This window comes from Streptomonospora arabica (assembly GCF_039531585.1).
Taxonomy (GTDB): Bacteria; Actinomycetota; Actinomycetes; order Streptosporangiales; family Streptosporangiaceae; genus Streptomonospora; species Streptomonospora halophila.
This window is the reverse complement of record NZ_BAAAQI010000022.1, coordinates 67,172-79,931: the sequence shown is the minus strand read 5'-3', so window position 1 is coordinate 79,931 and position 12,760 is coordinate 67,172. Positions and strand designations below refer to the sequence as shown.

Sequence of the window (12,760 nt, the reverse complement as noted above, 5' to 3'; positions counted from 1 at the left end):
CGGGCACCAGCGGCCCCGGAATCGTTGCATTGGCACACACCACGCGATCATTCCGGGGCTGCGTCATGTTCGGGCATCCGGCATGACTGGTCACCCAACGCCGCTACCCGCATACCCAACAGTCACTAAGGGCGCGGGACGGGGTGCGGCGTAGGGTCGGAGCGTGCGTCGGTTCGAGAGGGTGATCGGCAGCCGGTGGGCGCTCGACGCGGGGGCGCTCGCCGTTGCGCTGCCGCCCGTGCTTTTGGGGCCCGACCTGCCACCCGATTCCCGGCTTCAGCCCACCGCGCTGCGGATCGCCGCCGCCTGCGTGATCCTCGCGGCCGTCCTGGCGGCGCGTCGGCTGCCCGCGGCCGCCGCTGCGGCGCCGGCGGCGCTGTCCGTCGCCGCGGCCGGCAGCCTCTACAGCGACCAGCTGACCGTGGCCGGGATCCTCCTCGCCTACCTGCTCGGCCGCCGGACCGGCGGGAGGCGGGCCCTCGCCCTGCTCTGCGCCTACCTCGCCGCCGTCGCCGCGGCCCAGCTGACGTGGCCGGACCTGGCGGCCCAGGACTGGTTCGAGCTCGGCGGCACCGCACTGCTGCTGTCGCTGCTGCCGTGGACGGTGGGCCAGCTCGTACGCCACCAGGCGCAGGCCCTTCGGGCGGGCTGGGACCTCGCCGAGCGGCTGGAGCGCGAGCAGGAGCGGGTCGCCGACCAGGTGCGGCTGCGCGAGCGCGCCCGGATCGCGACCGACATGCACGACTCCCTCGGCCACGAGCTCAGCCTCTTCGCCGTGCGCGCGGCCGCGCTGCAGCTCGACCCCGCCATCAGCGACGAAGGGCGCCGAGCTGCGGCCGACCTGCGCCGGGACGCCGCCGAGGCGACCGACCACCTGCGGGAGATCATCGGCATACTGCGCGACGACGGTGAGGCCGCGCTGCTGCAGCCGGCCGGCGCACCCGTGGCCGAGATCGTCCGCCGTGCGGCGGCCTCGGGCATGGACGTCACCCTCGACGACCGCGCCGACGAGGGCTCCCCGGACCCTCCGCTGCCCGACAGCACGGTGCGGGCCGCACGCCGCGTGGTCCAGGAGGGCATCACCAACGCGGCCAAGCACGCCCTGGGCCGTCCCGTCCGCGTCACACTGCACCGGGACGCCGACCACCTGATCGTCGCGGTCACCAGCGAACTGCCGGCGGCCGTGCCCGAATCCCACAGCGGCTACGGTCTGATCGGTCTGGACGAGCGCGTCCGCCTCGTCGGCGGGAGCCTCGAGGCCGGACCCCGCTATGGCGAGTTCGCGCTCAAGGCGCGGTTCCCGCTGCGGGAACCGGTGGCACCGCCCCCGCCGTCGGACGCCCTGCGGTCACGCCGCGCAGAGGCCCGCTCGCGCCGTGATCTGGTCCGCGGTCTGGCGGGAGCGGTCTGGCCCATCGCGGCGATCGTGGTGCTTCTCGCGCTGGTCTATCTGCTCGACCGCGGATGGAGCTGACGCCGGCCCCCGTTCGCCGCCCACGCGGGGCACCGTCCGCCCGGCGGTTCCCACCAAGGACAGCGGTAGCCGCGTGCTCGTCCCAACACCCCCGTCCGGGGGCGAGCCCGCCGACGGAGGGCACGGGCGCCGGGGCACGGGCCGGGCGGCGGGCGGTAGTGCGGGCGGCCTTGGCCTCGCGGCAACGCGCCACCCGCCCGGGTCAGGCCACGGTGATGGCGATCTTTCCCCGGTGGTCCCCGGCGGCCAGCCGCGCGAACGCGGCGGGCGCCTCCTCCAGGGCATAGAGGCGGTCGGCGCCGGGGACGACGGCGCCGTCGGCGACCAGGGCGGTGACCGTCTCCAGGTCGGCGCGCGACTGCGGCACCACCAGCACCCTGACCCGTTTTCCCGTGGTCCAGCGGATCGGCGGCCCGGCGACCAGTGTCGCGAGCAGGACGCGGGTGTGCCCGCCGACGACGAGGTAGGTCCCCTCGGAGCGCAGCGCCGCGTGCACGCGGTGGGGCGAGCGGTGCGCCACGAGGTCCACGACGCGGTCGTAGCGGCCGCGGTGGCCGGCCCAGTCCTCGTCCTCGAAGGCGATCGTGGTGTCGGCTCCGACGCGCAGCAGGTGGTCGGCCTTGTCCGCACGGTCCACGGCGGTCACCACGGCACCGAGGTGCTTGGCGAGACCGACCACGAACGCCCCGCCGGCTCCTCCGGCGCCGTTGACCAGCACCTGCTCCCCCGGCCGCAGTCCGCGGGTGGCCCGCAGCGCGATGCACCCCGCCTGCGGGATCGCCGCCGCGTCGGCGAACGACAGGTGGGGAGGCTTGCGGGCCAGCAGCCGCGGCGGGGTCGCGACGTACTCCGCGAGTCCGCCGCGGTAGCCGGCCAGTTCGCCGAACACCTCCTCGCCCGGCGCGAACTCCGTCACCGCGCTCCCGACCGCCGCCACGACGCCGGCGACGTCCGAGCCCGGCACCGGGTTGCGGGGGCGCCGCAGCCCGCCCAGGCGCGCATAGAAGGGCCGGCCGACGAGGTTCTCGCGGTCGGATCCGTTGAGCGAGGCGGCATGGACCCGGACCAGGATCTCGTCGGCCGCCGGGACCGGTTCCGGGATGTCTTCGACGGTGACGACGTCGGCCGTCCCGTACCGTGCCTGGCTGACGGCCTTCATGCGGGAGACTCCCGTCTCGCAGCAACTAGGGGTATCAGCTTAGCGCCGGGAGGCCGGAATCGGGGCGCAGCCGGGCGATCGCGATCGGGCAGGTGCCCGGCAAAGGCCGCCCTTGCGGCAGTCGTGCCGACCATGCCGGCAGGTCGGCCCCGCGCCGGGGCCGACCTGCCGGGCGGCATCCGCTTCGCCGTGTCCGGCGGCATGCCGAGTGCCGCGGCGGACTCGTCCGGGGCGAGCGTTCGCATTGACGAGCTGCCGCTCGGTGGAGCCGGCCCGGCTCATCGCGCCGAGGTGGCGGTCGGTCAGAAGACGGCGTCGTCGGGGGTGAGCAGCCGAGCGGAATGGCCTACTCCTGGTTCGTCGCCGGGTGATCGGACGGCCGACGGCTTCAGAGGTTCTCGATGGCGTACTCCGGGCCCAGTTCGACGGCGGTCCGGAGCCGCTCGGCGGTCTGCGCGGGGTCCGGAGGCGTTGTGCGGCCGGACAGCGGCTCGCCCCATCGGCTGAAATAGTCCTCCAGGCCGGGCGGGGTGACCGCGCACAGCATGCGGGCGTTGCGACCGGAGGCGTTGCGGAAGAAGTGCGGCGCGCGGGCGGGGATGTTGACCGTCTCGCCCTCCCGCACCGTGGTCGTCTCGCCCCGGAAGGTGATCTCGATCTCGCCTTCGAGGACGTGGAACATCTCCTCGAAGTCGTGGCGGTGCGGTGGCGGGCCGCCGCCGGGTGGGATGTGCATGTCCATCAGTCCGTACCGGCCGCCGGTGTCGGCCCCGGTCAGCAGGACCGTATAGGTGTCTCCGACGGCGCCGTAGTGCGGTAGTGACGGGTCGCTGTCCGGGCGGCGCACGGCGATGTCCCGGGCGGGGTCCTCAGGACCGGTGCCGGCCGCCGACGCCCCGGCCTCGCCGCCGGCGTCCTGCAGCGCGCGGCGGCGGAACCGGATCACCGGGAGCGGGCGCGGCGCCGCGGCCTGGTACTGCTCGAACGCGGGGGCGACCTGGACGAAGCGCGCGAACGCGGCCTCGCGGTCCGGGCCGGTCAGCTCGGTCGCTCGCACCGGCACCGTGGTGACCGCGCCGTCCACCACGGCCTCGATCTCGACTTCAGGGAAGGCACGGAGGTTGACCGTCCAGGCCGGGTCGCGCGGCGCCCCCTTCGCGGATCCGACCACCAGCCAGTCGTCGCCGTCGCGTAGGGACATCGCGGGGTTCACCCGTTCGGTCTTCGTGCGGGCCCCGCGGTGGTGGATGAGGACGAGGCTGGATCCCCACGCGCCGACGTGTCCGCCGTTCGACCGGAAGGACGCGATCACGCGGTCGTTGAACTCGGTCACAACTCTCTCCCTGTATTATTGCTCGGACAAGCAACTTCACTATGCCTTTCAAACAGGGACAATACAAGAGCTCGGCGAATAAAGTTGTCCGAGCAACTAGTGATGACTCGGAGGGGCGTAGCACGCGTGGGCACCCCTCTCGCGGGTGGACATCCCCGAACCGGAACGGTAGCGTTTCAAAACGACATCGTATCGAAATGGGGCAACGCATGACACAGAACCCGCCGACACGACGGACGGGCCGCTCGGCGGGTGGGCGCAGGCCCGACCCGGCACGAGAGGCCGCACTGCGTCAGGCCGCCCTGGAGCTGCTCGCCGAGGTCGGCTACGAAGCGCTCACGGTCGAGGCGGTCGCCGTCCGGGCCGGCGCCGGGAAGGCCACGCTGTACCGCCGTTGGGCGAGCAAGGCCGACCTGGTGGCCGACGCCTTCCACACCATGAAAGCCGCGGGCGAACCCCCCGACACGGGCTCACTGCGCGGCGACCTGCACGAAACCGCCCTGGCCGCCGCCGGCGCCGAGGACGGGATGAGCCTCAAGGTCACGATCGGCGTGGCCGGAGCACTGGACCGCCATCCCGACCTGCGGGCCGCCTTCCATGAGCGGTTCGTCCTGCCCTTGCGGGCCCGGCTGCGGGAGGTCTTCGACCGCGCCGCCGCCCGGGGCGAGATCTCGGCCCGCCACGACCTCGACCTGCTGGCGGAGGTCTTTCCCGCCCTGGTTCTGCAGCGCTCGCTGATCACCGGCGCGCCGGCGCCCCTCGACTACATGCGGCACGTCATCGAGGCCGTGGTCTGGCCGCTGGCCTGCGCCCCTCCCCCGCACACCGGCCCACCGAGCCCCGACTCGGCGCAGAGGAGGACGGCATGACCGACCGGCGAAACCCCGCCGCCCGGCCCGCTCCGGTGGTGGTGATCACCGGCGGGACCTCGGGACTGGGCCGAGCGTTGGCCCGGGAGCTGGCCGCACGCGGTGCCGCCGTCGTGCTCTCCGGCCGCAGCGCGCAGAAAGCGGAGGAGGCCGCCTCCGCCCTCGGAGAAGCCCGGATTCTCGGCGTCGGCTGCGACGTCAGGCGCGCACCGGAGATCGACGCCCTCTGGGAGGCGGCGGTCGCCCGGTTCGGAAGGGTCGACCACTGGATCAACAACGCCGGGATCGGCCATGCGCACCGCCGGCTCGACGACCTCGACCCCGAGCAGGTCGACGCAGTACTCGGCACCAACCTCACCGGCGCCCTGACCGGGGCGCGACGCGCCCTGCAGGGGATGCTCACCCAGCCCGGCGGGGGCCGGATCTGGCTGACCGAGGGCCTGGGAAGCTCCCGGCTCCAGCCGGCGATGGCCGGTATCGGCGTCTACGGGGCCAGCAAGTCAGCCGCCGGCTACGCGTTCCGCGCCCTGGCCAAGGAGTACCGGGGCACCGGCGTGCAGATCGGGTTCCTCCGCCCGGGCATCATGCCCACCCCGGTGGTCCTCGGCGGCCCGGCCACCGAGCTTCCGGCCGCCACCCGGCAGATGGCCGGCATCCTGGGCGACTCGGCCGAGGACGTCGCCCGCGGCTTCGCCCCGCGGATCCTGCGTGCCCGACGCAACGGCAGGCGGCTGACCTGGCTGACCCCCGCCCGCACCGCCTCGCACCTGCTCACCGCCCCCTTCCGCAGACGGCAGCCGTTCTGATGGCCCGGCCGCCCCGGCTCCGCGGACAGGGGCGCTCCGGGCGGGCGGATGTCTCCCCGCGACCGGCTGCCGCGGGAGGCCGCCCATCGGTGGCGGGCGGGCGGGCCGCCGCACCCCTGTTCTCACTCCTCGTGCAGCTGCCGGGGGTGTTCGGCCTCCGGGCGGTCCGTGCGAGGGGCCTGCGGTCGGGCCGCCAGGGAGCCGGTGACGCAGATCGCGACGTTGGCCAGCAGACCGATGATCCCGCCGTGAACGCCGTACACGTTCTCGATCTGCAGCCACGTCATACCGCCGGCGATGACGACACCCACCGCCATGCCCCAGAAGACGGCGGTCCCGGTGAGCCGCTTCCAGTACATCCCGAGGATGAAGGACGGAGCGAGCTGCACCAGAAGCTCCATCTTCAGCACGAAGATGTTCACCAGGGTGGTGGGCGGGTTCCACGCCAGCAGGAGCAGGACGAAGACGACCGCGATGCCGACGGTCTTGCCGAGGCGGACCTGGCGGTGCTCCTCGGCGCGCGGGTTCACGTAGCGGCCGTAGACGTCCTTGGAGATGATCGACGACAGCGAGAGGAACGCCGAGTCGGCGGTCGAGACGACCGCGGCGACGATGCCGCCGAACAGCAGGACCATCGCGACGTAGAAGGCGGTGTTGATCGCCCCCACCTCGTTGGCGATCATCCCGACCAGCTGCTCGGACTCGCCGTCGGAGAGGCCGGGGAAAAGGCGGATCCCCACCATCCCGACGCAGAACACGGCCCCCGCGGTGACGAGCGGCATCCACACGAGGAACCGCAGGGACCGCTTCAGGGCGCGTTCGCTGTGCGCCGCGTAGATCCGCTGGATCGCATGCGGATACAGGCAGATGCTCAGCCCCACCATCACGATCATCGAGATCCAGTTGACCGAGACCTCCAGCGGCGGCGAGGAGACGGACTCCGGGTCGTTCTCGATCAGGTACCGCGTCGTTCCGGCCGGGGACTCGCCGGTGAGGTAGAAGGCGCCGGTCAGCAGGAGAGCCACACCCAGCAGCAGGGCGATGCCCTGCATGACGTCGGTGAGCGCGACGGCGCGCATGCCCCCGGTCCAGGAGTACAGCAGCATGACGCACACGAACAGGGCGACGGCGACCTGGTAGGGGACCGTGCCGCCCGTCAGCCCGGCGATGGCGTGGCCCATGGCGACGAGCTGCTCCAGGAGGTAGTTCGCCAGCGCCCACAGCATCAGCAGCGTCGCCAGCAGGGTCACCGCGGGCGAGCCGAACCGGTGGCGGATCCAGTCGGTGGGGGTGACGAACGACTTCCTCTTCGCCAGGACGTAGAGGCGGGGCGCGAACAGCATGTACCCGGCCGTGATGACCATGAAGAACGTCACCGACTGCCACCACGGGAACCCTGCGCGGTAGGCCTGGGGCGCGTAGCCGATGACCGTGTTCCCGCTGTACTGCGTGGCGTAGAGGGTGAAGAACAGCACGAGCACGCCGAGGTTGCCGCCGGCGAGGTAGTAGCTCTTGAGGGTGTGCTTCTTGTCGGGCCGGCGGCGCCCCGCCCAGAAGCCGATCCCGAGCATGAGCGCGGCATAGGCGCACAGCACGATGATCCCGGGCGCGCCGCTGAAGGTCAGGGACTCCACCGCTGTCCCTTCCCCTCGACGTCGTCCAGGGGCGTGTCGGGACCGACGGGCTCACCCGCGGACTCCTCGACGTCCTCCACGACGTTCCACAGGTGCGAGAGCATCCAGCTCAGGTAGGCCGCGACCGCCACGGACGACGCCACCGCGACCAGCGCCCACAGGGGCAGGCCCAGGACGACCGGGCCGACGGTGCCGGGCGGCAGGTACCAGGGGACGCCGGCGAGGACGATCACGCCGAGCCCCACCCAGGGCCAGGGTCTGCGGATCGGCTCTCGCCGACCTGGGCCGGCCTCCTCGGGCGGCCGACCGCCGCTCGTCGCAGACATCCGCACTCCTGTTCTGTGCTGCGGCGGAACGGCCGCCGCGCGCTCCGGTGCGCGGCGGCCGTTCCGGCGAAGGGACGGGGGCGTAGGGCCGTCGTCACCCAGTGTGACGACCACCGGCGACGGCGGCCCGGGCCGCAGGGCGTTGCAGGGCCCGCCTCCGGTACGCGCGGCGGCGCCTTCGGGCGCGTTCCGGGGGTAGGGCGCCGCGCACGCCCGGGCGGCGCCGGAGCCTCGGCGCATCGGCACGGGACCCGCGGCAAAGACGATATTCACGGTGTCGACGAATAATGTGGGTTACCGACTGGTTACGTCAAGGATGCGTCGAACAACCGTGACGCGCTGGAAAAGGACCGCGTGCCCCGTTCGGGGGTGGAAACGCGGAGCGGGCGCGCCGACGGCGGCGCCGGCGGACCTGCCCGGTCGGCGCGGGCCCGGCTCGGCTCACAGCGGTCCCAGTACGCGGCTCGGGTCGGCGTCCAGCGCGAGCGTCTCCAGCACCTCCGAAAGCCGCCGCTCCTCGTAACGGAAATGGGACTCCATGATCGCGGCGATCCCCTCAAGATGGCGGTCCAGCTCCGCCGGGGGCGCCGACCGGTCGACGGCCTCCCGCAGCCCCGCGAGCAGGTGCGCGATCATCGAGTGGTCCTGCTCCAGCCGGCGCAGGGTCGGGCGCAGCCCGGGGTGCCGGGCGGCGATCGCCGGGAACAGCTCGCGGTCCTCGCCCGCGTGGTGACCGGTCAGGGCGCTGCAGAACCCGTGGCAGAAGAGCAGCAGGTCGCGGGCCGCGGGTTCGGCGGAGCCGCCCTCGGCCAGTGCCTCCCGCGTCACACGCAGCGCCTCGCGCAGCCGTTCGTGGACGGAACGCAGTTCACGGCTCCAGGCGACAAGCCTGGTCTTCTCGCCCTCACTCACAGGAGCGGGGCGAAGGGCGGCGACTCGGCATGCGTCGCGACTCCTTCGGTCCGGCGCCTCCATGCCTGGCACTGCCTGCCACCGGCACGCGACGCTGCCGGGAGCATAGCAGCGGCCGCGCTCCGAGCGCGGACGGGTCCATGACGGGGCGCCGGGTCCCGCCGACCGGGCCGCACGCCCGCGCCTACGGCCCGCGCCACCCCCGACGCGGCCCGCCCCGCCTCGCCGCACCGGCGGGACCGGAGCGGCGCCCCGGCGCGCCGGGCCGGGCGCTCGACCAGCTTGGCCGTGACCGCCTCGCCCGGGTTCGCGGCGATGGCCTGGCGCGGCTCGGCGCGCACGGGAAGCGTGTGGCTGCCCTCGCACGCGGCCGTGAACGAGCCCTGGAACGCCCGGCCGTCGAGGACCCCCTGCACTGACTAGCGGGATCGGCCCCGGAGCCCGTCGAGCTGGTCGGCCAGGTCCGCCAGGCCCTCGGCGTGCAGGTCGAAGCGGTCCGCTGAGGCGGGCGGGTCGCCGACGGGGCGGGCGACGTAGGCGGTGCGCAGGCCCAGCGCCTGGGCACCGCGCAGGTCCCAGGCGTGGGCGGCGACCATCATCAGCCGCTCCGGCGGCCGCCCGGACACGGTGACGGCCAGCCGGTAGACCGCCGGGTCCGGCTTGTAGGCCCGGGCGTCTTCGGCGGACAGGGCCTGGTGCCAGCGCAGCCCGGCGTGGGCGTCGAGTTCCAGCAGGGCCGTCCGGCTCGCGTTGGAGAGTCCGATCAGCGGGAACCGTTCGGCGAGCCGGGCGAGCCCCGCCGCGGCGTCGGGCCACGGCGGGAGCCGGCGGCCGGCCAGGGCCAGCGCCGCCACGGCGGCCGGGTCGCCGACTCCGGCGGCGTCGGCGACGATTCGGGCGGCTTCGCGGTCGAGGGCGTCGCCGGCGGCGTAGGGGCGGGCGCCGTCCCGGATGCGGCGCTGCTCGCGCTCGATGTGCCCCTGCCACAGTGACAGCAGGCGCTCGGCTCCGGAGCCGTCGAGCGAGGGGTCGAGTCCGCGGATGCCCGCGCGGAGCCCGGCGGGTTCGTCGACGAGTGTGCCGAGCACGTCGAAGACGAGGGCATCGATGTCCGGCACCGGCATGGGCGGTCTCCCCGAAAGAAGCGGTGGGCGCGGGCCGCGGCCGCCCTTCTCCGCCCGCATGGCCGGGGCGGGGTCGAACCGCGTCGCTGTAAGGACTAAAGTGGCTTTTAAAAGAACCTAGTGGGAGGCTCCCAGCCGATGCAAGTTGCCTTGGACGACTACGTGTGGGCGGCCGGGGTCGCGACCGAACTGGTCAACACCTCCGCCGAGGTGTGGCGGGGCGAGGACCGGCTGCCCGACGCGGCCGCCCTCGCCGCGTTCGCCGACCTGCACGGCGACCGGTCCGAGGACGGGGCCCCCGGCACGCTGTCCGACCTGGCCTGCCGCGTCGGCGCCGCCGACCTCCGTGCGGTCCACGCGCTCCGGGCCAACGTGCGGGACCTGATCGACCACCCCGACCGCGGCCGCCTCGTCGCCGGCGCCACCGCGCTCACCCGGCCCGCCCGGGGCGCCACTTTGGTCGCCGACCCCGCGCACCGGAGCCGCACGCGCTGGGCGGCCCCGCTCCGCGACGGCGCGACCGTGGCCGACGCCCTGTCGCTGGTCTGCGGCGTCGGGATCCTCGGCGCCGTGCACACCCTCGGCGAGCAGCGGTTCCGCCCGTGCGGCGCACCCACCTGCCGCGGCGTGTTCATCGACACCACCCGGCCCGGCCGCCGCCGCTACTGCATGCCCGGCCTGTGCGGCAACCGGGTCAACGTCGCCAACCACCGCGCCCGCCGAGCCGCCGCGGACCATCGCCGCCCCGACACCGGATGACCCGCCGACAGGCGACCGCCGGTCCGCCCGGTACGTCGCCGGTCGAGGCGCCTCAGACCGGGACCGCCTCGATGGCGCTGAACCCCGCGGCCAGCGGGACGACGTCGGACACGGCGAAGCCCGATGCGGCGCAGAGGGCGTCGAAGTCGTCTCGCGTGCGCTCGCGGCCGCCCACGTTGACCAGCATGTTCAGGTCGGTCAGGTACAGGCCGGAGAACCCCTCGGGCGGGACGGTGGCGGGCAGCACGGGCTCCACGATGAGCAGCCGGCCGTGGTCCGGGACCACCGCGCGGACGTGGGACAGGATCGTCGCCGCCCGCCGGTCGTCCCAGTCGTGCACGATGCTCTTGAGCAGGTAGACGTCGGCGCCGGCGGGGACGCCCTCGAAGAAGTCGCCGGCGGCGACGGTGCAGCGGTCGGCGACGCCGGCCTCCTCCAGGCGCTCCGGCGCCTGCGCCGCGCCTTCGGCCGTGTCGAACACGGTGCCGCGCATGCCGGGGTTGGCGCCCAGCACGGCGGCGATCAGCGTTCCGTCCCCGCCGCCGATGTCCATGACGGCGGCGGCGGAGGCGAATTCGTAGCGGGCGGGCAGCGCATCGGCCACGCTCCGGGTGCCCTGGCTCATCGCCGTGTTGAACAGTGCGGACAACTCCGGGTCGGTGCCCAGGTGGCTGAAGAAGTCGGTGCCGAACATGCGGTCGAACGAGGTCTCGCCGGTACGCAGGCTCTCGTCGATCCCCTCCCAGGCGCGCATCATCGCCGGGTCGGTGAACATCCGGACCATGCCGCGCACCGAGTCGGGGTGGTCGCTACGCAGCAGCGCGCCCGTGCCGGAGACGCCGAACCGCCCGGGCTCCTCCTCGGTCAGCAGGCCCAGCGCCGCGAGTGCGCGCATCAGCCGGCTCGCCGACTGCTGCGGCAGCCCCAAGTCGCCCGCCAGGTCCTCCGCCGACCGCCGACCGTCGCCGATCAGGTCGACCAGGCCGGTCCGCGCCGCCGCCCCCAGCGCGTGGGATGCCATGTACCCGAGCATCAACCGCATGACCGCCCGCCGCTGATCGGCGGCTTCATCTCCGTTCGCCATCGGATGAGCCTAGCCGCGCCCGGACGGCCGGTGCCAGAGCCGGCGCCGCCGCGCCTGTGCCGGGGCCGCTTGCGGCCGTGGAGCGCGCGGTTCCGGCGGGTGCACCGCGGACGCGGTCGGGTCCCGGCGGACCGTGCCGCAGGAGGCCGCCGAGGACCTGCTGACCTGAGCCCGGCGCCCGACCTGCCCCCTCCTGCGCTCTGACCGGCGGGGACGCGAACCGGCCCGAGAACCCGGACCTCCCGGCCGCGGGCGGGTCGCAGCGGGTCCGAAGCCATCCGGTACCTTGCCGAAAGGCTCATACGGGGGGATCCACGTCCATCTCGGCCGGGAGTGATATATGCGTGTTGCCATCATCGGGCAGGCGGCCTTCGGAGAAGCGGTGCTCCGGCGGCTGCAGGAGGACGGCGTGACCGTCGCCTGCGTCGCGGCACCGGAGCCGGCCGGCGGCGGCCGGGAGGACCCCCTGTGGACCGCGAGCGCGGCGGCGGGCGTCCCGCGGGTGCCGACCAGCAGCCTCAAGGAGCCCGGCGGCCTCGTGAAGTGGAAGGAGTTCGAGGCCGACTTCTGCCTCATGGCGTTCGTCACCGAGCTTCTGCCCGAGGACGTGTTCACCCAGCCCGAGCACGGAACGGCGCAGTACCACCCCAGCCTGCTGCCGCTGCACCGCGGCAAGTCGGCGATCAACTGGGCTGTCATCAACGGGGAGAAGGAGACCGGCCTGAGCGTGTTCTGGCCGGACGACGGCATCGACACCGGTCCGGTCCTGCTGCAGAAGCGGTGCGAGATCGGGCCCGACGACACCGTCGGCAGCCTCTACTTCGACCGCCTCTTCCCTCTGGGGGTGGACGCCATGTCCGAGGCGGTGTCGCTGGTGGCGGCCGGCGACGCACCGCGCATCGAGCAGGACCACGCCGGCGCCACGTTCGAGCCCGCGTGCCGCGACGAGCACGCCGAGATCCACTGGCACCGCCCCGCCCAGACCGTCTACGACCTGGTGCGGGGCTGCGACCCGCAGCCGGGCGCGTGGACCCGCTTCGACGGGGAGAAGCTGCGGTTCCTCGACTGCCGCTTCACCGGAGAACAGCGCCCCGGCATGCCCGGCCATGTCCTCGACGTCGACGACGACGGCTTCTCGGTCCGGCTCAACGGCGGCGTGCTGCGCGTCGGGCGGGTGCGCCACACCCGCAGAGGCAAGCTCCCCGCCGGTGAATGGGCCGCCCACGTCGGCCTCTCCAGCGGGTTCCGCTTCCGCTAGGGGCGCGCCTCCCCCGCGCTCC

General features: G+C 73.9%; 13 protein-coding genes. 5 read left to right on the top strand and 8 right to left on the bottom strand.

Annotated features, from left to right (window positions below):
* Nucleotides 1–163 precede the first annotated feature (163 nt).
* Nucleotides 164–1,474 (top strand): sensor histidine kinase, encoded by a 1,311-nt coding sequence (locus ABD284_RS23640; protein ID WP_344147869.1) that lies wholly within the window; start codon nt 164–166, stop codon nt 1,472–1,474.
* Between the two features lie 202 nt (nt 1,475–1,676).
* Here the strand turns inward: ABD284_RS23640 and ABD284_RS23635 are convergent, their stop codons facing one another.
* Nucleotides 1,677–2,633, bottom strand: a complete 957-nt coding sequence (locus ABD284_RS23635; protein WP_344147866.1) for an NAD(P)-dependent alcohol dehydrogenase — start codon at nt 2,631–2,633, stop codon at nt 1,677–1,679.
* Nucleotides 2,634–3,021: 388 nt separating this feature from the next.
* Nucleotides 3,022–3,966 carry a nitroreductase/quinone reductase family protein gene (locus ABD284_RS23630; protein WP_344147863.1) on the bottom strand — a complete coding sequence of 315 codons (945 nt, stop codon included), beginning with the start codon at nt 3,964–3,966 and terminating at the stop codon, nt 3,022–3,024.
* A gap of 209 nt (nt 3,967–4,175) precedes the next feature.
* Here ABD284_RS23630 and ABD284_RS23625 point away from each other — a divergent pair, with 209 nt between their 5' ends.
* Together ABD284_RS23625 and ABD284_RS23620 are read left to right on the top strand one after the other, a co-directional pair.
* Nucleotides 4,176–4,835, top strand: a complete 660-nt coding sequence (locus tag ABD284_RS23625; RefSeq protein ID WP_344147860.1) for a TetR/AcrR family transcriptional regulator — start codon at nt 4,176–4,178, stop codon at nt 4,833–4,835.
* Nucleotides 4,832–5,641 carry an SDR family NAD(P)-dependent oxidoreductase gene (locus tag ABD284_RS23620; RefSeq protein WP_344147858.1) on the top strand — a complete coding sequence of 270 codons (810 nt, stop codon included), beginning with the start codon at nt 4,832–4,834 and terminating at the stop codon, nt 5,639–5,641. Before ABD284_RS23625 ends, ABD284_RS23620 begins: the two co-directional genes overlap by 4 nt.
* A 122-nt stretch (nt 5,642–5,763) precedes the next feature.
* Here ABD284_RS23620 and ABD284_RS23615 read toward each other — a convergent pair whose 3' ends face one another.
* From ABD284_RS23615 to ABD284_RS23600, 5 genes are all read right to left on the bottom strand, one after another.
* The gene (locus ABD284_RS23615; RefSeq protein ID WP_344147856.1) at nt 5,764–7,275 is read right to left on the bottom strand and encodes a sodium:solute symporter family protein; all 1,512 of its coding nucleotides are present in this window, start codon (nt 7,273–7,275) and stop codon (nt 5,764–5,766) included.
* On the bottom strand, nt 7,263–7,601 hold the full coding sequence (locus ABD284_RS23610) for a hypothetical protein (protein ID WP_344147853.1): 339 nt from the start codon (nt 7,599–7,601) through the stop codon (nt 7,263–7,265). Before ABD284_RS23610 ends, ABD284_RS23615 begins: the two co-directional genes overlap by 13 nt.
* A gap of 441 nt (nt 7,602–8,042) precedes the next feature.
* Nucleotides 8,043–8,513, bottom strand: a complete 471-nt coding sequence (locus tag ABD284_RS23605; RefSeq protein WP_344147850.1) for a hemerythrin domain-containing protein — start codon at nt 8,511–8,513, stop codon at nt 8,043–8,045.
* A complete protein-coding gene (locus ABD284_RS25855) occupies nt 8,510–8,929 on the bottom strand; it encodes a DUF1905 domain-containing protein (RefSeq protein ID WP_386699016.1) in 420 nt (139 codons plus the stop codon). The genes ABD284_RS23605 and ABD284_RS25855 overlap by 4 nt, the downstream gene beginning before the upstream one ends.
* Nucleotides 8,930–8,932: 3 nt before the next feature.
* Nucleotides 8,933–9,637, bottom strand: a complete 705-nt coding sequence (locus ABD284_RS23600) for a haloacid dehalogenase type II (RefSeq protein WP_344147847.1) — start codon at nt 9,635–9,637, stop codon at nt 8,933–8,935.
* A gap of 138 nt (nt 9,638–9,775) precedes the next feature.
* Here ABD284_RS23600 and ABD284_RS23595 point away from each other — a divergent pair, with 138 nt between their 5' ends.
* Nucleotides 9,776–10,396, top strand: coding sequence for a CGNR zinc finger domain-containing protein (locus ABD284_RS23595; RefSeq protein ID WP_344147844.1), 621 nt, complete (start codon nt 9,776–9,778; stop codon nt 10,394–10,396).
* 52 nt (nt 10,397–10,448) lie between these two features.
* Here the strand turns inward: ABD284_RS23595 and ABD284_RS23590 are convergent, their stop codons facing one another.
* A complete protein-coding gene (locus ABD284_RS23590; RefSeq protein WP_344147841.1) occupies nt 10,449–11,480 on the bottom strand; it encodes a methyltransferase in 1,032 nt (343 codons plus the stop codon).
* 340 nt (nt 11,481–11,820) lie between these two features.
* Here ABD284_RS23590 and ABD284_RS23585 point away from each other — a divergent pair, with 340 nt between their 5' ends.
* A complete protein-coding gene (locus ABD284_RS23585) occupies nt 11,821–12,738 on the top strand; it encodes a methionyl-tRNA formyltransferase (RefSeq protein ID WP_344147838.1) in 918 nt (305 codons plus the stop codon).
* Nucleotides 12,739–12,760: the final 22 nt, after the last annotated feature.